The organism is Xylanivirga thermophila (genome assembly GCF_004138105.1).
Lineage (GTDB): Bacteria > Bacillota > Clostridia > Caldicoprobacterales > Xylanivirgaceae > Xylanivirga > Xylanivirga thermophila.
Genome location: NZ_RXHQ01000001.1, coordinates 163723 through 181821 on the forward strand (window position 1 = coordinate 163723; position 18099 = coordinate 181821).

The following is an 18099-nucleotide window of genomic DNA, read 5'->3' on the forward strand; positions in this document are numbered from 1 at the left end:
TAAATTGTGGTACAATATACTTATAATACAAGTAAAGGGGATGGTGATAATGAAAAAAAGGACAAGTATGTTTAAAGTGTTTCTTTTCATGGGTATACTCTCACTACTAGTTCAACCAGTCTTTGTACAGGCAAGTAGTGTACAGGAGAATACGGACCATATTTATATCACAAATGAGGCTGGCAAAGATGTCGAATTTGTTATTGAAGATAATTTGAGTTCTTTATTTGAGCTTGACGAACTAGAAGAGCTTGTTAATGATCATCCAGAAGCAGAGCGTATCACGATTCATAATGTATTTGAAGTTGATGCTGCAGCCTTAAACAGCCAACCCGATAATCAACCCGATATGATAGTTATTATACCTGGCCCAAGAAATATAAGAAAGAAAATTACCCAAACAAACGCAATTATAGGCTCTACTTTTGTAACTTCGGTTGCAAGGGGTGCTACGAAAAAGTTTACATTTGGTAAGACATTTAAGTTCAAATCAAGCGCTTCGGGTGAATTATCGCCATTAGACTTATCTTTAACAGCAGAAGGTGTAAGATCTTATAAAGCTACATATATCTTTACTGGTCCTCCACACGATTCTAAATATAATGCCACGAATTACTATATACGATGGAGAGGAAATAAAGGGACTTATACCGCAGAAGTATTTGATGTAAGGTACCCTAATTCGTGGCGACCTGTTAGAGGAAGTTTCAATGAAGTTGTCAGAGGGTATGACTATTCGGTAAATACTAACAATTAACAAAAAACAGTTATTGATTAAAGGGTTCGCTAATAAAGCGGGCCTTTTATTGTAATGATATTATGAATTGTATAGGTTTTTTTTATAACTTGTCTCCCTCATTCACCTTTCTGGGATATTCTATAATAGATATTTTACAATCCTTGTTTGAGCTCTTTAATTAAAGATTTCTTTACGTCATTAATACACCTTCTTAGTCTAAACCAGTTAATTCATCAGAGGTTTCTGAGTTGCGTTTTTGAATATCCCTAAGTTTATATAACTCAATTAACTTTTCTAGCTCTTTTTGACTTTCAGGGGATAGGTTATTTATTTCCACAAAAATTTTATAAGAAGCTGCATCATTGTCTAGTATATATGGCTTAGGAATATCACTGCGCCCTAGGAGATAATCTATAGAAACGTCAAAGAAATCAGCTATTTTTTCTAGAATCTCAAAACTAGGCTGTGTGCCTTTTGTTTCATATCCAGCGATGGTTGGTCTACCTACCCCTAGAAAATTAGCTAATTCTTCTTGTGTCGTTTTTTTTATATTTCTTAATAGCTTTAATCTTTGTCCAAACTCCATAGATATCCCTCCTATTTTAATTATATATTTAAAAGTAATTATTATAAAGAATAGTGTCAAACAAGAACTATTCAATCGATAATTCGTTGACAATGTTCAATAAATACACTATAATATAATTATAGGCATTTATTTTCAATTTATACATTGCACTTTGGAAAATAAATATTCCAATATACAGGTACATTACCCTTATGGCTGAAAACGGGAAGCGAGCTGGTGGACGGGTTAAACCCATATATAACACCGAAATTAGGAGTGGTAACCTAAATCGCCATGACCCATAAGGAGGATAATGATACTTCCACCTAGTCCTAACTCATCGTATGGAGGGTGGCTCGGATGATGTCGGAGAGTACATGCAAATAGCATGGAACTATGTGTCTGCTAACCATGGACAGCCTGTTATATTGATTATATACAGTTATAAGGATAATAGATGCATTAGATCTAATCAGTAGTATCTAGTTTATCTATTATTCTTATAACGAAAAAAGGATAGCTTAAGAGCTATCTTTTTTATATAAAGATTTATTTTGTGGTATAATATTGTTAAAGGATTAATAGGGAGTGTGATAACTTTGAGGGATATAGATAAAATAATTAAAGAAGTAGACGGTTCTATGTCTATTGAGGGAATGAGTTTAAATCAAGAAGATAAAGATAGGATTAGAGAGTGCTTAATTGAAAAGATAACTTTTGAAGATATGAAAAGAAAAATCATTAAAAAACATACTATAATAGTGTAGGTGCTTTATGGATAATAATTATAGCTATGAGTGGGATAGTAAATATTGCTATTCAAGTTCTGAAGTATTAAAAAATAAATTTAATATTAAGGATAGTAAAAAACTTGAGTTAGCTGAAAGAGAATATACATCACTAGCAATAGCAGAGATAAAAGTAAATCCTATTAGAGGAAATTTTGATTTAAAACATTTACAAGATATACACAGTCATATTTTTAGGGACATTTATGATTGGGCAGGCGAACTAAGAACTGTAAATATCTCAAAGGGAACACATTTTTATAATCATATGTATATAATAGATGGTGCTAAAACTATATTTAATGAACTAAAAAAAGAAGATTATTTAATAGGATTATCAAAAGATAAAATATATGAAAGACTTGGATATTATTTATCTGAAATTAATGTTTTACATCCTTTTAGAGAAGGAAATGGAAGAAGTCAAAGAGTTATAATAGAATATTTAGCACAAGTTGCAGGATATAACATTGATTTCTCTAAAGTATCTAGCATGGAAATGATAAAAGCCTGTATAGATTCTTTTAATTGTAATTATGGCAAAATGACTGAAATATTTGCAAAGATAACAAATCCTATTGATAATAGAGAACAAGAAGAATTTATTAATAAGGTAGCATTAAAAAATAGCCCGATATTAAAAGTTTATGAAAGATATTCTAATAAAGATTTAACGATAGAAAATGAATGGGAAATGGGAAAATAAAGTTAATAGATGTTATAAAAATGAAGGATAGCTATTGTAGCTATCTTTTTTTGTTGTCATCATTTAAGCTATCTTTTTCCCGTAACTTCAGCAATTCTATGTACTTTTTTACTTCCTCTTGGTTTTCAGGGGATAGATTATGTTTTTCTTCAGAGAGTTTATCAGTAGTAGAGGTGATTTCTTTTGATTGCTTAATTGTTTTTCTATCATTAGATAGACCAAGCAAATAATCAAAGCTAATATCAAATAATTTTGCTATTATTATTGCATTTTCTAAAGTTGGCATTTTTCTTCCACTTTCATAATAAGCTATGGTACTTTGTGTTAGATTTAATTTTTTAGCAAGTTCATCTTGTGTTAAACCAGCATTTTCACGAAGCTGTTTTAAACGGTATGGAAACATTAAAATCACCTCATCTTTATTATAGTATTATTCCCATAGGTCACAAACGAATATGACTAATAAAAATAATACTTGATAGTTATGACCTATAGACATACAATAAAATTATAACTACAAGTAATAAATTTGTTGCGAAAAGTGATTAAGTATTATATATAAAAGGAATATAAGTATTTGCACTTTGGAAAATGAATATTCCAATATACAGGTACATTACCCTTATGGCTGCAAAACGGGAAGCGAGCTGGTGGACGGGTTAAACCCATGTATAACACCGAAATTAGGAGTGATAACCTAAATCGCCATGATCCATAAGGGGGATAATGATACTTCCGACTAGTCCTAACTCATCGTATGGAGGGTGGTTCGGATGATGTCGGAGAGTATATGTAAATAGCATGGAACTATGTGTCTGCTAACCATGGACAGCCTGTTATGCTAGATATATAGATGAAAAATAATTTTTTGAAATAATATTGCTAAAACATCTTTTTCAGGATATAATAATTAGAAGAGTTGTAAATATTGTCGCTTACCAGCTGCGACTAATAAATGTCTGGCTCGATAAATATTGTCGCTTACCAGCTGCGACTAATAAATGCCTGGTAGGAAAATCTTTAGCCCCATCCTTATAAGATGGGGCTAAAATTATAAGGGGTAGCTTATGAAGATTGAAAGTGGATATGCTTATCATATTAAAGACGATTTTTTCAAGAATGTCAATGATCATTACTTGATGAATAATAAAGAAAATGGGCACTATAGGCCAACATACTATTGTATGAGAGATAAAAACACTGGTTTACTTTGGATGATTCCTATGAGTTCAAAAGCAGATAAATATCAAGCTATTTATGATAAGCAAGTTGCTAGATATGGAAAATGTTTAACTATTGTGATAGGTAAATATGATGGGAAAAGGGCAGCATTCTTACTTCAGAATATGTTCCCTATAACAGAAAAATATTTAGATCATATTCATACGAAGAAAGGTAATCCTGTCCCGATTCATACAACTATTCAAAAAATTATAAATACAAATATGAAACAATTGCTACACCTTATTAAACTTAATAAAAAAGTTGTTTTTCCTGATGTTAAAAATATAGAAAAAATGATGCTATTAGAATTATACGAAGATGCAATTTCTGCGAAAGATTACGTTGCTGCAACAACTGATAATAAGGATATTGAAAAAAGATAAAAAGAACCTTAAGTTATGAAGGACATACTTAATCGGGGGTGCTAAAATTGCAGAATCAAATCTTAAACATATGCAAATTGGAGAACTTTCTAGATACCTATCAGCTTGATTTTAAAAATACATATAATGAAGTTCTTCAAAAATCTTCAATAAATAATCAGGATAAATGGGATATTGAAATATAGGGATAGCCAGTCAGGCTGTCTTTTTTTATTACAGTTACTCATCTAAATTTAAGCCTTGCTCCTCACTGAATTTTAACATTTTTATATAATCAATTGCCCTTTTTTGATTTTCAGGTGAAAGGCTTAGAATTAAATTAGATAGTTGTAGGCTTCTATAGTAGTTGAGCATATCATCTACTGCTTTTTCACTTTCCTCAGGATTGTAAACTTTTACATTTTCTTGAGGTGCAATATACCCTGCTGCTATCATTAGCTCATTATAATCTATTTTATAGGCTTCACTGATTAAAGACAGCGTTTCAGGGGTAGGTTTAATAGGAGCGTTAGTTCTAGGATCTACGCCCTTTTCTAGAATATTCAAATAGGAATGACTAATACCGATTAAATCAGCTGCTTTCCTAATGCTTAATTTTAGCTCTTTTCTTTTATTTTTCAATAATTTTTGTAACGTATTCATATCAAAACCTCCTAATACTATTGTAAACGATAATTGACACAAAATTAAATATTGTAGGGAAAATATTATAAATTTTAGTACAACAAGTTTGACATAGTGGAAAACATATGTTATTATATGTATATCTAGTATTGCACTTTGGAAAATAAATATTCCAATATACAGGTACATTACCCTTATGGCTGAAAACGGGAAGCGAGCTGGTGGACGGGTTAAACCCATATATAACACCGAAATTAGGAGTGGTAACCTAAATCGCCATGACCCATAAGGGGGATAATGATACTTCCACCTAGTCCTAACTCATCGTATGGAGGGTGGCTCGGATGATGTCGGAGAGTACATGCAAATAGCATGGAGCTATGTGTCTGCTAACCACGGACAGCCTGTTATATTGATTATATACAGTTATAAGGATAATAGATGCATTAGATCTAATCTAGTATCTAGTTTATCTATTATTCTTATAGCGAAAAAAGGATAGCTTAAGAGCTATCCTTTTTATATACATAAAATAACATGGAGGGATTTATAATGTCATAAGTCAGATAATGCTTTATTAAGGATAGCTTTTATAAGCCATCTTTTTATATGAAATAAATAGAAAATTAAAAAGAGCTGATAGGAATTATCTATATCGTTGTTATCATACAAGCTTTTGCAATCATATATTAAATATAGGATTAATATCAAGGGGGGGTTAAAATGATAGAGACAAAAAGAATAAATGAAATAATTATAAATAATCATTTTAATTCAGAAACCGAAGAAGAGATAGCACTAAGTATGTCTACTATAATAGCTAATTTAATAAACAGGGATCTAGAAAACATGGAGAGCAAAGAAAACACAGATGAAATAAAGGCTATGGGCTATATAGAATCTTAAAGGAAGATGTATATGGATAAGGTAGCGATTTATGTAAGACTTAGTAAGGAGGATATGAAAAAAATCATTAAAGGAGATGATAGTGAAAGCATAAAGAATCAAAAGCTTATGTTATCAGAATATGCAGCTTCAAAAGGATGGCAAATATATGATTTTTATGTAGACGAAGATTATTCAGGAGCTGATAGAAACAGGCCATCCTTTGACAGACTGCTCAAAGATGCAGAAAATAGGGAATTTGAGATAGTTCTTTGTAAAACTCAAAATAGATTTGCAAGAGATCTTGAAGCAGTTGAAAAGATCATACATGGAAAATTTTTAGAATGGGGAATTAGATTTGTAACTTTAATTGATGGTGCAGATACCGCAGATGAAAGTAATAAAAAATCAAGACAGATTCATGGTATGGTAGATGAATGGTATCTTGAAGATCTTTCTAAAAATATTAGAACGGTATTTAGATCGAAGATGGAAGATGGTCAGTATTTAGGGGCGTTTCCTCCTTATGGATATATGAAGGATCCAAATAACAAGCATAAACTAATAATAGACGAGGAGGCTGCACAAGTAGTAAGAAAGATTTATAATTTATATTTAAAAGGCTATGGAACTCATAAAATAGCAAAAATATTAACTGAGGAAGGAATAGTCAAGCCTGCAATATACATGCGACAAAGTCATGCAAAAAATTTTAATATACCTAATATGAGTGAATATGGGTTATGGGGACATACTACAATAAGGCGGATTTTGCGTAACCCTGTATATATAGGGACTCTTGTACAGGGAAAGGAAACGACAATATCGTATAAAAACAAGAAAAGAATATATTTAGATGAAGATGATTGGGTAAAGGTAGAGAATACCCACGAACCTATAATTAGCGAAAAGGATTTTTATGAAGTACAAAGATTGATTGATTCAAAAAGAAGGAATGTGAAAAAGAAAGGTAAAGCTCATATATTCGCAACTAAGGTTCGATGTTTGCATTGTGGTGGTGCTATGATCAGAAGCACTACTAGGAGCAGAAAAAGCGAAGATTTAACATATGTATATTTGAAATGTAAGAACAATGCAAAAGGTGGAGATTTGATTTGTAAGTATAGAAATAGAATTAGCTATACTGAATTGTATAATTATATAGAATCAGAATTTATAAGACTCATAGGGATATACAAAAACAATCCTAAAGCTTCTGAAGCAACTTCTAGACAGATAAAGAGAATAGATTATGCTGAAGAAAGAAGAAAATTAGTAAGTGCTTTGAAGGTTATTGAAGGAGATATAAAGGAGAGAGAAAAGATACTTACTAATTTATATATAGATAAAGCTAAAGGGATAGTTTCGGAGAAAGATTATCGGACTATCTCTTTTACGTTGCAAGAAGAAAGGGAACAATTAGAATTAAGGGAAAAAGATATTAAGAAAAAACTAGATGAGCTGAAAAGGCTAGAAAGCGAAAAGGTTAATATAGAAAAAGTAATTGAATCTTATTTAAAATATCACAAGTTAACCCATGAAATAGTTAATGAAACCATAGATTATATTGAAATAGGTTCCAAAGAGGATGGACAAAATAGAATTATTAATGTATATTGGAAACTATAAAGGATAATAAGTTTTTGGTTTATTGAACATGGTACCTTTGTGGCGGGAGTGGCTGCAGGCAATGGATATGGTTCAAGGGGAGAATATGCAGGTGTAGCCCCTGATGCAGAAATAATATCTATAAAGGTAATGGATAATAAGGGGCAAGGTAATACCTCCGATATATTGGCAGGAATGCAATGGGTAGTAGATAATCATAAAGAATTTAATATTAGAGTTATGTCTTTATCGCTAGGTTCTGAGACATCATCGATTGTAAAAAACGATCCTCTTGCGGTGGCGGTAGGAGAAGTATGGAAAAGGGGTATTGTGGTAGTGGCTGCTGCCGGTAATTCTGGCCCTAGACAAGGTACTATCACTACACCAGGCGTTAATGCTTCTATTATTACTGTAGGAGCTGTAGATGATAAAAGGACAACAGATATATCTGATGATGAAATTGCGGAATTTTCAAGTAGAGGACCAGCATTAGGAGGTATAGTAAAACCAGATGTGGTGGCACCGGGGGTGGATGTAGTATCATTAAATACCGATAAGAATTATAAATCTGGACAGATACCCTCAGTTTTGAAGAAGAAATATATAACTTTATCTGGGACATCAGTATCTACGCCAATAGTATCTGGATTAGCTGTATTAATGCTTGAAAAAAATCCAGATTATACTCCTAACCAGATTAAGAAGCTGTTCATGGAGAATTGCCACAGCATATCAAATGACAAATACGCCGAAGGCAGCGGGATTGTGGATATAGGAACAATATTTAAAATATAATATAAAAATAAAAAGGAGTGCCATGCTCCTTTTTATTTTTATCTACTTAGTTGGTATATGGCATTTATGCATTTTTTTATTTCACTTTTAGTAGTAAATGGGCCAATGCTAAATCGTACAGTTCCTTGTTTTAAAGTACCAATGGTATCGTGAGCTAAAGGTGCACAGTGAAGCCCTCCTCTAGTCGCTATATTATATCGTTCATCCAGGAGATTAGCCATTTCTGATGAGTCTTTTTCATCTATATTGATGGATACAACTCCCGCCCTCCTATTTATATCCTTTGGACCATAAATAGTTACTCCCTGTATGGTGGCTAAACCATCCAAAAACATTTGAAGAAACATTCTTTCATGAATTAAAATATCTTTTTGCCCCTTGGTTAATATATAATCTATACCCGCACCTAACCCTGCTATGCCTGGTGTATTTATAGTACCAGACTCATATCTATCTGGCATGAATATAGGTTGAATGAGACTCTCCGATTGGCTACCTGTACCTCCTTGACGAAGGGGATCTAAAGAGAGACCATCTCTTATATAAAGTCCACCAGTCCCTTGGGGGCCTAAAAGTGATTTATGTCCTGGAAATGCCAGCATATCTATAGGCAGTCTTGCTAGATCTATGGGCAGCAAACCTGCTGTTTGGGCAGCATCTACCAAAAAAGATATACCGTACTCCTTTGCTATGGTGCCTATATGCTCTATTGGCATTATAGTTCCGGTAACATTTGAGGCATGGGTAGATATTATGAGACGAGTATTTGACTTTATAGCCTTCTTTATATCTTCAGGGTCTATAATACCTTCTTGATTCGCCTTAACAAATGTAATCTTAACTCCCGCCTTTTCCAACTCTTTAAGGGGGCGTACTACCGAATTATGCTCCATAGATGTAGTGATAACATGATCTCCTTCTTTTAGTGTGCCTTTTATGGCAAGGTTTAAGCTATCAGTGGCATTACAGGTAAAAATTATTTGAAAAGGGTCTGATACATTGAATAATTTACCTAGATTTTCCCTAGTATAAAGAACGATATTTCCTGCTTCTATAGCCATTTTATGACCTGATCTGCCTGGGTTGGCTCCATATTTTTTCATACATTTGTCTACAGCTTTGTATACACCATGGGGTTTTGGCCATGATGTAGCAGCGTTATCCATATATATCATAATATATTGACTCCTTATGCGATAAAATTAATTATAACACCTTATGTTATTTACTTTTAGTTAAAACTATATTATGGTATATTATATGCGTGGAGGGAAAGGAAAGATAATATAATGTTAAATAGCAGGGAAAATATAGATAAGATAATTGAAGAATTGGAGAAGTACTATTACGATGCTAGGCCTGGGCTTAATTTTAGTAATCCGTTTGAGCTTCTTGTTGCTACTATATTATCTGCCCAGTGTACGGATAAACAGGTAAATAAGGTAACACCCAACTTATTTAAAAAATACAGGGATGCCCATGGTTTTGCAAATGCGGATGAAAAGGAATTGGGAAAAGATATATATAGCTGTGGCTTTTATAAAAATAAGAGTAAGAACATAATAAATGCCAGTCGTATGATAATAGAGCAATATGATGGGGAGGTACCAAGCAATATAGAAGATCTCCAGAAATTACCGGGGGTAGGCAGGAAGACTGCGAATGTAGTAGCCAGCAACGCCTTTGGAGTAGATGCCATTGCAGTAGATACACATGTATTTCGTGTGTCAAATAGATTAGGACTAGCAGATGCAAAGAATGTAGAGGATACGGAGAGGCAGCTCATGGAAAACATACCAAAGAAAAAATGGTCTAGGGCTCATCACTGGATAATACACCATGGCAGGCAAATATGTACAGCTCGAAATCCAAAATGTAGTGAATGTTTTTTAAAGGAGTACTGTTTATATTATAAAAATTTAGAGTAGGAGAGTTCTTTATGGAGGTTTATGCATTAGTAGGCCCTAGCGGTACAGGAAAGAGTTATAGGGCTATTTCCTTTGCAAATGAAATGGGCATTTTATACATAATAGATGATGGCTTGCTTATAAAGGATAATAGGATATTGGCGGGAGTTTCGGCTAAAAAGGAGCCTACAAAGCTGGCTGCTGTGCGTAGGGCATTGTTTATTGATTCAGATCATGCACAGCAGGTAAGTCAGGCAATAGAGATGGAAAATCCTCCGTCTATATTGGTACTAGGTACTTCTGTAAATATGATAAATAAGATTGTTGCGGCACTTAATCTGCCCAAAGTAAGTCATATTATATCTATATATGATATAGCATCTAAAAAGGAGATTGCATTGGCTAAACAGCAGCGAAACGAGGAAGGCAAGCATATAATACCTGTGCCTACATTTGAAGTGCGCAAGGATTTTTCCGGATATTTTATAGATGCTCTTAATATGTTTAAAATAAGCCCAAAGGGCAGGATGCTCCAATCTATAGAAAAAACCGTAGTAAGGCCTACTTTTAGCTATATGGGCAAATTTTATATATCCAATTCTGCTATACAATCCCTTATTATCTATAGTACAAAAAATATAGAAGGGGTATCTAGGGTATTAAAGGTATCTGTTATAAGTCAGGAAGATGGGGTTGTAATAAATATAGACGTTGAGGTCTACTATAATATGAAAATAATTGACATCTTAAAGGAGATACAAAGACGGGTAGAAGAGAATATATCATGGACTACCGGTTTGAATATAATAAGTATAAATGTAAATGCAAAGGGTATTGTAATACCTGAGCATATATAGGAGAAAAAAGAATATTGAGTTTTTATTAGACTTTGGGAAGACAGATAAAAGCTTAAAATATAAGGTGGTTGGGGTACAATAATATAGATAGGGAAGAGATGATTATAAATGAAAATAATAGCTATAGGCGATGGTCTAATTATAAAAAGCATAAAAGATTTTGACCCCGTACATACCTTTGAATGTGGGCAGTGTTTTAGATGGAACAGGGAAGGGGAAGGCTATGTTGGCATAGTAGGTAATAAGGTTATAAAGGTAGTTGCAGAGGATGAAGATATATTATTGTATAATGCTACAATGGAAGATTATAATATATTATGGAAGAAATATTTTGATTTGGACAGGGATTATGGTGACATAAAAAGGGTTCTTTCCAATGACCCCATATTGGCAAAAGCCATTACCTATGGTTGGGGCATAAGGATACTTAATCAAGATCCTTGGGAAACCCTTATTTCGTTTATAATATCCGCAAATAATGGGATATCAAGGATAAAAGGCATAATAGAAAATATTTGCAAGCTTTATGGAGATAGGATTGAATGGAAAGGTAGAACATATTATACATTTCCTAAACCTGATACTTTAGCTAATGCGAAGATAGAGGATTTGCGAGGATGTAGTTGTGGGTATAGGGCAGAATACATAAAGGCTACCTCACAGATGGTAGCAGATGGTACAATCGATTTGCATGGGATAAGCAATATGCCATATGAGAGGGCCCATAAAGAACTGCTAAGATGTATTGGAGTAGGGCCTAAGGTAGCAGATTGTATATTGCTTTTTTCTATGGAAAAGGGAGAGGCTTTCCCAGTGGATGTATGGGTAAGGAGAGTAATGGAATATTTTTATCTAAAAGATGGTGCTACTCCTAAGAAAATAAAAGCATTTTCTGCAGAAAAGTTTGGTGAATTAGCGGGTTATGCACAACAATATCTTTTTTATTATGCTAGGGAGAAAAAAATAGGGGTATAAAATTTTATTTCTCTTTTATCTTGACACTGTGGTGCCCATCTGATACACTAATTTTTAATATTTTAAACACTAATATCTCTATATTCTTGGGGAATTAAGGGATATTTTAATACCGTGTATATATAATATTTTAAACAAATTATTAGAAAGGGCGTGGTTACTATTATTGATAAATTCGCAAAGGAAGGGCTAACATTTGATGATGTTTTGCTTGTGCCTCAAAGATCAGAAGTACTTCCAAAGGATGTAGATCTATCTACAAACCTTACTAAGAAAATAAGACTTAACGTTCCAATTATTAGTGCTGCAATGGATACAGTCACTGAAGCAAGGTTAGCAATTGCCATAGCGCGGGAAGGTGGCATTGGAATAATCCATAAAAACATGTCAATACAGGAGCAGGCAGAACAGGTTGATAAGGTAAAAAGGTCAGAACATGGAGTAATAGTAGATCCATTCTTCCTATCACCTGATCATTTAATATCAGATGCTGTGGCATTGATGTCTAAATACAGGATATCAGGAGTACCAATCACAGAAAATGGTAAATTGGTTGGTATCATAACAAATAGAGATATAAGATTTGAAACAGATTTTACCAGAAAGATAAAGGAGGTTATGACCTCTAAAAATCTTATTACTGCACCTGAGGGTACTACGTTAGAGGAAGCCCAGGAAACGCTTAAAAAATATAAAATAGAAAAGTTGCCCATTGTAGATGGACAAGGTATGCTAAAGGGTCTTATAACCATAAAGGATATAGAAAAGACCATCAGATATCCAAATTCTGCCAAGGATGAAAATGGACGATTATTGGTAGGAGCAGGTGTAGGTGTAACTCACGATACCATGGAGAGGGTTGAAGCCTTGGTAAATGCAAAGGTAGATGTTATAGCAGTAGACACTGCCCATGGTCATTCAGTAGGAGTTTTGCATACTGTAGAAAAGATAAAAAACAAATATCCAGATTTGCAGATAATAGCCGGGAATGTAGCTACACCTGAAGCCACAAGAGATCTTATAAAAGCCGGTGCTGACTGCATAAAAGTAGGAATAGGTCCAGGATCCATTTGTACTACTAGAGTGGTAGCAGGTATAGGCGTACCTCAGATGACTGCCGTATATGAATGTGCTCAGGAAGCTGATAAATATGATATACCCATAATTGCAGATGGGGGGATAAAATATTCTGGTGATATACCAAAGGCTATAGGCGCAGGAGCCAGCGTTATAATGATAGGTAGCTTGCTTGCCGGTACTGAAGAGAGTCCAGGCGAGATTGAGATCTATCAAGGTAGAAGCTTTAAGGTCTATAGAGGTATGGGATCCATGGCAGCTATGGCTCAAGGAAGTAAGGATAGATATTTCCAGGAGGATGCTAAAAAGCTGGTACCTGAAGGCGTTGAGGGTAGAGTACCCTACAAAGGACCAGTATCGGAAACTATATTCCAGCTTGTAGGAGGCTTAAGGGCTGGTATGGGGTATTGTGGTGCTCCAGATATAGAACATCTACGTAAAAATGCCCAGTTTATACGTATTACCAATGCGGGACTTAATGAGAGCCATCCACATGATATATATATTACAAAAGAGGCACCCAATTACAGCGTAAGGGGGTAGTCTATCTTAAATTTAAAATTAGAAGCTGTGCGTATTTTTGTGCAGCTTCTAATTTTTATTGATGTAGCTTTTTATATCCATTATAATATAAGTATGTATTGATAATACGTCAAAGTATAAATTTATGCTATTATATACATTGAGGAATTATTAGAAACCGTAGTGGATATAATGCTTAAGGAAGTATACGATTGTGCCATAAGAGTTTATCAAGGAGGTTTAATATGAAGCAAGAAGTTATTCTAGTATTGGATTTTGGTGGTCAATACAGTGAATTGATCGCCAGAAGGGTAAGGGAAGAACAGGTCTATTGTGAAATACTGCCATATGATACAGCTTTGGAAGTTATAAAGGGCAAAAATCCAAAAGGCATAATACTTACAGGCGGCCCATCAAGCGTTGCCAATCCGGATTCTCCAAAATGTGGCATGGAGATATTTGAATTAGGTGTGCCTGTCTTAGGAATTTGCTATGGTGCACAGCTCATTGCACATCTATTTGGTGGACAAGTAGAGAAGGCTCCTCAGCGGGAATATGGTAAGTGCATGGTAGAGTGGGATGTAAATGCAAAACTGTTTGAAGGCTTAGATGATAAAAGTGTATGTTGGATGAGTCATACCGATTATATAAAAACATTGCCTAGTGGTTTTAATAATACTGCCCATACTGAAAAATGCCCTGTTGCAGCTTTTGAAGATAGCAATAGAGGCATATATGCAGTTCAATTTCATCCTGAGGTTACCCATACGGAATTGGGTCAAAAAGTGATTAGAAACTTTATATTTAATATATGCAAATGTTCAGGGGATTGGACTACACAAAATTTTGTGGATCGATCAATAGATGAGATAAAAAGTCAGGTAGGAGATGGGAAGGTACTTTGTGCCTTGTCTGGTGGTGTTGATAGTTCTGTAGCAGCAGTGATGGTGCATAAGGCAGTAGGTGATCAGCTTACATGCATATTTGTGGATCACGGTCTTTTGCGTAAGGACGAAGCGGATCAGGTAGAACGGGTATTTAAGGATAAGTTTCATTTAAATCTTATCCGGGTAGATGCCCAGGATAGATTCCTGGATCGGTTAAAAGGTGTGACTGATCCTGAAACCAAACGTAAGATTATAGGTGAAGAATTTATAAGGGTATTTGAAGAAGAGGCTAAAAAGCTTGGTAAAGTAGACTTTTTGGTGCAGGGTACCATATATCCCGATGTTATAGAGAGTGGTACCGGCAGATCAGCCACCATAAAGAGCCATCACAATGTTGGTGGACTCCCGGAAAATGTCGATTTTAGAGAGATAATAGAGCCTTTGAGAAATCTATTTAAGGATGAAGTAAGGCGTGTAGGCGAGCAGATGGGTATTCCCCAGGAAATAGTATGGCGTCAGCCCTTCCCTGGTCCTGGTCTGGCAGTGCGTGTAATAGGGGATATTACTAGGGAAAAGCTAGATATATTAAGGGAAGCCGATGCTATTTTTAGAGAAGAGATAGCAAATGCCCATTTAGATAGGGAGATCTGGCAGTATTTTGCCGTACTGACTGGTATGCGCAGTGTAGGCGTTATGGGAGATGAGAGGACATATGATTATACAATAGCTCTAAGGGCGGTTAACAGTATAGATGGTATGACTGCCGATTGGGCAAAGATCCCCCATGATGTATTGCAAACCGTATCAAATCGGATAGTAAATGAAGTCAATCATGTAAATAGGGTAGTATATGATATCACCAGCAAACCACCGGCTACTATTGAGTGGGAATAGTTAAAACAAAAGAAGAAAGCCTATAAAATCAAGGCTTACAGGCTTTTGAAATCGTCAACTGGAACGAAATTGGGTAAAAAAGTTTTTTAGAATAATAGAGATAATAGTATCAAGTGGCTTACAAATAGAGACACCATAGAAATCTGGAGAGGATTCTATGGTGTTTTTGTATGCATTATAAGTGGTCGAAATCGATCAGTTTAAAAGAAATCATATTTAACCTTGTCGAATCAAACACGGTTAGTATTTATATATTAAACCTATCGAAATCGATGGGTTTAAATTTCAAGTTATAATTTTATAATATAAGACTTATTTTATAAATCTAGATTTTTTAGGATAAGATAATTTCCAATCCTCAAACTCCTCATCAGAAATCTCACCATTATAATGCTTTCTTCTCATCTCATCCCATTCTAGGAGAAAATCATTAAAATCCATGTCATGGGAAATAAGTCCTCTTGTAGAATCTTCAACTAAAGGCCTTATCTTTAATATATCTTCAAAATCAAAAAGTATTTGCATAAATTGAAAATTAGAAATAGGGCTATAATCAATCAAGGCAGATACATCACAGTCTAGGGCATCAGCAATTTTTATAAGCTGATCTTTGTTGGGAGATCTGTAGCCTAGTTCATAATTTCTTATGGCTGAATCAGTAAGATCTGATTTTATAGCTAATTCTTTTTGTGTAAATCTTCTTAGTAATCTTAGTTTTTTTAACTTTTCACTAGAAATCATATGGAGCTCCTTTCCCTATATTAACATCTATTTTATCATAGTATATCACTAATAGCAACAGAAGTGAACTATTAAAAAATAAAACAAATAGGAAGAAATAAAGCAGTAAAAATATAAATATTTTAAAATGGCACTTGACAACACGAAAATGTGCTGATATTGATATAATCAAATAGCACATAAATGTGTTGTTAAAATTGTAAGGAAACCAAATTGATGCTCATCATTTATTTTTGATGGGAAGCTTACAAATAAAAAATATAAGGAGGAGCAAATGGAAAAGATTTTTATGACAGCAAAAGAAGTACAAGAATTTTTAGAAGTAAGCAGGACCACAGCCTATCAGTTAATAAATGAAATGAATCAAGAATTAATTGAATTAGGTTATAGGGTTCAAAGAGGAAAAATTAATCGCCAGTATTTCCTAGAAAAGTATTGTTACCCAGGCGGAAAGGAGGCTTAAAATGGGTGCCTATAGAGATGAAAGTGGGAATGGTACTTGGTTTACAAAGTTTACCTATACCAATTGGCGAGGAGAGAAAATTAATAAGAAGAAGAGAGGATTTAAAACTAAAAAAGAGGCCCTAAAGTGGGAAGAGAATTTTTTAAGAGAACAGGCTGGAAACCTGGATATGACTTTCAAAGAGTTTTTCAAACAGTATGAAAAAGATGTAAGACCTAGATTAAGAGAAAATACTTGGAGAACTAAAGAACAGATAATAGTCACAAAGGTTATTCCATATTTAGGTGACATCAAAGTTAATGAAATCTCCAAAAATTCAATAGTAAAATGGCAGAATGAACTAATGAAGGAGGTAGACTCTAAAGGTGAAAAATATTCTCAGACATATTTAAGGACAATCCATGCTCAATTAAGCAGCGTTCTAAACCATGCCTGTAAATATTATAATCTTCAAACTAATGTAGCAAGAGATGTTGGGACTATGGGAGAAAAAGAGGCATCAGAAATGCTATTTTGGACAGAAGAAGAATATGGGAAATTTATAGAAACGGTTAAGGATAAGCCTATATCTTACTATACTTTTGAAATCCTTTATTGGTGTGGCTTAAGGACTGGTGAACTATTAGCTTTGACTAAGGAAAAGTTTAATTTTACAAATAATACAATCAGAATAAACCAGTCACTTCAAAGGATAGATAGGGAAAATATTATAACCGAGCCTAAGACCAAGAAAAGCATAAGAACGGTGGTTATGCCAGATTTTTTAGCAGAGGGAATGGAAAATTATATGGCTGGCATATACAAGTTAAAGGATAATCAATTACTTTTTCCTATTACCAAGGCCTATCTACACCATGAAATGACAAGGGGAAGTGAAAAGGCTGGTGTTAAGAGAATAAGGGTTCATGATTTAAGGCATTCCCATGTTTCTTTGTTAATAGAACTAGGCTATTCAGCTATAGCCATAGCAGACAGACTAGGACATGAATCAATTGATATAACCTACAGATATGCCCACCTATTTCCCAGTAAACAAAATGAAATGGCCATATCACTCTCTAATATGAGAAAGACCAACTTAGAAGAAGAGTGGGAAAAACTTTTGGAGGATGAAGATGAATAAAAACCCTAAGAAACCATGCATAAGAAAAAGAAATAAAATTATATCCTTTAGAGCAACTGAAGAGGAAGCTAATCTTTTAGATGAGAAAGTAAGAATAAGTGGCTTAACTAAGCAAGCTTATATCATTTCAGCTTTATTGTCTTCTACTGTGACTATTAAGGCTGATTATAGGTTAGAGGATAAGTTTTCCTTGGAAGTATTTAGGTTAGCCAAGCTTATAAAGAAATATGGAAGATTGGAAGATGAGGATCAAGAAATATTAAAATTCTTGATAGAAATTTATTATGAGATCAAAAAAGAAAAAAGCCTTTAGCACGAGGCCAAAGGCAACAC

General features: G+C 34.1%; 21 protein-coding genes. 16 read left to right on the top strand and 5 right to left on the bottom strand.

The window, feature by feature from the left end; all coding sequences use genetic code 11:
* Positions 1 to 49: 49 nt before the first annotated feature.
* Positions 50 to 757 carry a hypothetical protein gene (locus EJN67_RS00815; protein ID WP_129721390.1) on the top strand — a complete coding sequence of 236 codons (708 nt, stop codon included), beginning with the start codon at positions 50 to 52 and terminating at the stop codon, positions 755 to 757.
* A gap of 193 nt (positions 758 to 950) precedes the next feature.
* Here EJN67_RS00815 and EJN67_RS00820 read toward each other — a convergent pair whose 3' ends face one another.
* Positions 951 to 1325 carry a helix-turn-helix domain-containing protein gene (locus EJN67_RS00820; protein WP_129721391.1) on the bottom strand — a complete coding sequence of 125 codons (375 nt, stop codon included), beginning with the start codon at positions 1323 to 1325 and terminating at the stop codon, positions 951 to 953.
* A 581-nt stretch (positions 1326 to 1906) separates the two neighbouring features.
* On the opposite strand from EJN67_RS00820, the gene EJN67_RS13955 reads away from it, so the two are divergent.
* Both EJN67_RS13955 and EJN67_RS00825 read left to right on the top strand, forming a co-directional pair.
* Positions 1907 to 2074: a hypothetical protein gene (locus tag EJN67_RS13955; RefSeq protein ID WP_165000663.1), complete on the top strand. Its 168-nt coding sequence runs from the start codon at positions 1907 to 1909 to the stop codon at positions 2072 to 2074.
* 7 nt (positions 2075 to 2081) lie between these two features.
* A complete protein-coding gene (locus EJN67_RS00825; RefSeq protein WP_129721392.1) occupies positions 2082 to 2801 on the top strand; it encodes a Fic/DOC family protein in 720 nt (239 codons plus the stop codon).
* A gap of 40 nt (positions 2802 to 2841) precedes the next feature.
* Here the strand turns inward: EJN67_RS00825 and EJN67_RS00830 are convergent, their stop codons facing one another.
* A complete protein-coding gene (locus tag EJN67_RS00830) occupies positions 2842 to 3204 on the bottom strand; it encodes a helix-turn-helix domain-containing protein (RefSeq protein WP_129721393.1) in 363 nt (120 codons plus the stop codon).
* A gap of 664 nt (positions 3205 to 3868) precedes the next feature.
* Here EJN67_RS00830 and cptIN point away from each other — a divergent pair.
* Positions 3869 to 4408, top strand: a complete 540-nt coding sequence (cptIN, locus tag EJN67_RS00835) for a type III toxin-antitoxin system CptIN family toxin (RefSeq protein ID WP_129721394.1) — start codon at positions 3869 to 3871, stop codon at positions 4406 to 4408.
* A gap of 47 nt (positions 4409 to 4455) precedes the next feature.
* A complete protein-coding gene (locus EJN67_RS13960) occupies positions 4456 to 4593 on the top strand; it encodes a hypothetical protein (RefSeq protein ID WP_165000664.1) in 138 nt (45 codons plus the stop codon).
* A 34-nt stretch (positions 4594 to 4627) separates the two neighbouring features.
* On the opposite strand, the gene EJN67_RS00840 is transcribed toward EJN67_RS13960, so the two are convergent.
* Positions 4628 to 5050: a helix-turn-helix domain-containing protein gene (locus EJN67_RS00840; RefSeq protein WP_129721395.1), complete on the bottom strand. Its 423-nt coding sequence runs from the start codon at positions 5048 to 5050 to the stop codon at positions 4628 to 4630.
* 705 nt (positions 5051 to 5755) lie between these two features.
* Between EJN67_RS00840 and EJN67_RS00845 the strand changes: the two genes are divergently transcribed.
* Genes EJN67_RS00845 through EJN67_RS00855 form a run of 3 tightly spaced genes read left to right on the top strand, consistent with a single transcriptional unit; the run spans position 5756 to position 8320 of the window.
* Positions 5756 to 5938 (top strand): hypothetical protein, encoded by a 183-nt coding sequence (locus EJN67_RS00845; protein ID WP_129721396.1) that lies wholly within the window; start codon positions 5756 to 5758, stop codon positions 5936 to 5938.
* Between the two features lie 12 nt (positions 5939 to 5950).
* The gene (locus EJN67_RS00850; RefSeq protein WP_165000665.1) at positions 5951 to 7546 is read left to right on the top strand and encodes a recombinase family protein; all 1596 of its coding nucleotides are present in this window, start codon (positions 5951 to 5953) and stop codon (positions 7544 to 7546) included.
* A gap of 21 nt (positions 7547 to 7567) precedes the next feature.
* Positions 7568 to 8320 (top strand): S8 family peptidase, encoded by a 753-nt coding sequence (locus tag EJN67_RS00855; protein WP_279387706.1) that lies wholly within the window; start codon positions 7568 to 7570, stop codon positions 8318 to 8320.
* A gap of 38 nt (positions 8321 to 8358) precedes the next feature.
* On the opposite strand, the gene EJN67_RS00860 is transcribed toward EJN67_RS00855, so the two are convergent.
* Positions 8359 to 9495: an aminotransferase class V-fold PLP-dependent enzyme gene (locus EJN67_RS00860; RefSeq protein ID WP_129721399.1), complete on the bottom strand. Its 1137-nt coding sequence runs from the start codon at positions 9493 to 9495 to the stop codon at positions 8359 to 8361.
* A gap of 114 nt (positions 9496 to 9609) precedes the next feature.
* Between EJN67_RS00860 and nth the strand changes: the two genes are divergently transcribed.
* From nth to guaA, 5 genes are all read left to right on the top strand, one after another.
* Entirely contained in the window at positions 9610 to 10248 is a 639-nt protein-coding gene (gene nth, locus EJN67_RS00865; RefSeq protein WP_129721400.1) for an endonuclease III, read from the top strand.
* An 11-nt stretch (positions 10249 to 10259) separates the two neighbouring features.
* A complete protein-coding gene (locus EJN67_RS00870) occupies positions 10260 to 11084 on the top strand; it encodes an Asp23/Gls24 family envelope stress response protein (protein WP_129721401.1) in 825 nt (274 codons plus the stop codon).
* 108 nt (positions 11085 to 11192) lie between these two features.
* The gene (locus EJN67_RS00875; protein WP_129721402.1) at positions 11193 to 12059 is read left to right on the top strand and encodes a DNA-3-methyladenine glycosylase family protein; all 867 of its coding nucleotides are present in this window, start codon (positions 11193 to 11195) and stop codon (positions 12057 to 12059) included.
* 162 nt (positions 12060 to 12221) lie between these two features.
* A complete protein-coding gene (guaB, locus tag EJN67_RS00880) occupies positions 12222 to 13679 on the top strand; it encodes an IMP dehydrogenase (RefSeq protein WP_129721471.1) in 1458 nt (485 codons plus the stop codon).
* A gap of 224 nt (positions 13680 to 13903) precedes the next feature.
* Positions 13904 to 15439: a glutamine-hydrolyzing GMP synthase gene (gene guaA / locus EJN67_RS00885; protein ID WP_129721403.1), complete on the top strand. Its 1536-nt coding sequence runs from the start codon at positions 13904 to 13906 to the stop codon at positions 15437 to 15439.
* 312 nt (positions 15440 to 15751) lie between these two features.
* On the opposite strand, the gene EJN67_RS00890 is transcribed toward guaA, so the two are convergent.
* On the bottom strand, positions 15752 to 16180 hold the full coding sequence (locus tag EJN67_RS00890; RefSeq protein WP_129721404.1) for a helix-turn-helix domain-containing protein: 429 nt from the start codon (positions 16178 to 16180) through the stop codon (positions 15752 to 15754).
* A gap of 274 nt (positions 16181 to 16454) precedes the next feature.
* Here EJN67_RS00890 and EJN67_RS00895 point away from each other — a divergent pair, with 274 nt between their 5' ends.
* The 3 genes from EJN67_RS00895 to EJN67_RS00905 are packed head-to-tail and all read left to right on the top strand — an operon-like array spanning position 16455 to position 18079.
* On the top strand, positions 16455 to 16643 hold the full coding sequence (locus EJN67_RS00895; RefSeq protein ID WP_129721405.1) for a helix-turn-helix transcriptional regulator: 189 nt from the start codon (positions 16455 to 16457) through the stop codon (positions 16641 to 16643).
* A gap of 1 nt (position 16644) precedes the next feature.
* Positions 16645 to 17766: a tyrosine-type recombinase/integrase gene (locus tag EJN67_RS00900; RefSeq protein ID WP_129721406.1), complete on the top strand. Its 1122-nt coding sequence runs from the start codon at positions 16645 to 16647 to the stop codon at positions 17764 to 17766.
* Positions 17759 to 18079, top strand: coding sequence for a plasmid mobilization protein (locus EJN67_RS00905; RefSeq protein ID WP_243641194.1), 321 nt, complete (start codon positions 17759 to 17761; stop codon positions 18077 to 18079). The genes EJN67_RS00900 and EJN67_RS00905 overlap by 8 nt, the downstream gene beginning before the upstream one ends.
* Positions 18080 to 18099: the final 20 nt, after the last annotated feature.

Bases quoted from the DNA above. Each gene is read 5' to 3' on its own strand.
- cptIN (WP_129721394.1), top strand. From the start codon at position 3,869: ATGAAGATTGAAAGTGGATATGCTTATCATATTAAAGACGATTTTTTC.
- EJN67_RS00830 (WP_129721393.1), bottom strand. From the start codon at position 3,204: ATGTTTCCATACCGTTTAAAACAGCTTCGTGAAAATGCTGGTTTAACA.
- EJN67_RS00845 (WP_129721396.1), top strand. From the start codon at position 5,756: ATGATAGAGACAAAAAGAATAAATGAAATAATTATAAATAATCATTTT.
- EJN67_RS00860 (WP_129721399.1), bottom strand. From the start codon at position 9,495: ATGATATATATGGATAACGCTGCTACATCATGGCCAAAACCCCATGGT.
- EJN67_RS00890 (WP_129721404.1), bottom strand. From the start codon at position 16,180: ATGATTTCTAGTGAAAAGTTAAAAAAACTAAGATTACTAAGAAGATTT.
- guaA (WP_129721403.1), top strand. From the start codon at position 13,904: ATGAAGCAAGAAGTTATTCTAGTATTGGATTTTGGTGGTCAATACAGT.
- EJN67_RS00895 (WP_129721405.1), top strand. From the start codon at position 16,455: ATGGAAAAGATTTTTATGACAGCAAAAGAAGTACAAGAATTTTTAGAA.
- EJN67_RS00900 (WP_129721406.1), top strand. From the start codon at position 16,645: ATGGGTGCCTATAGAGATGAAAGTGGGAATGGTACTTGGTTTACAAAG.
- EJN67_RS00905 (WP_243641194.1), top strand. From the start codon at position 17,759: ATGAATAAAAACCCTAAGAAACCATGCATAAGAAAAAGAAATAAAATT.
- EJN67_RS00815 (WP_129721390.1), top strand. From the start codon at position 50: ATGAAAAAAAGGACAAGTATGTTTAAAGTGTTTCTTTTCATGGGTATA.
- EJN67_RS00840 (WP_129721395.1), bottom strand. From the start codon at position 5,050: ATGAATACGTTACAAAAATTATTGAAAAATAAAAGAAAAGAGCTAAAA.
- EJN67_RS00850 (WP_165000665.1), top strand. From the start codon at position 5,951: ATGGATAAGGTAGCGATTTATGTAAGACTTAGTAAGGAGGATATGAAA.
- EJN67_RS00870 (WP_129721401.1), top strand. From the start codon at position 10,260: ATGGAGGTTTATGCATTAGTAGGCCCTAGCGGTACAGGAAAGAGTTAT.
- EJN67_RS00875 (WP_129721402.1), top strand. From the start codon at position 11,193: ATGAAAATAATAGCTATAGGCGATGGTCTAATTATAAAAAGCATAAAA.
- EJN67_RS00825 (WP_129721392.1), top strand. From the start codon at position 2,082: ATGGATAATAATTATAGCTATGAGTGGGATAGTAAATATTGCTATTCA.
- EJN67_RS00820 (WP_129721391.1), bottom strand. From the start codon at position 1,325: ATGGAGTTTGGACAAAGATTAAAGCTATTAAGAAATATAAAAAAAACG.
- nth (WP_129721400.1), top strand. From the start codon at position 9,610: ATGTTAAATAGCAGGGAAAATATAGATAAGATAATTGAAGAATTGGAG.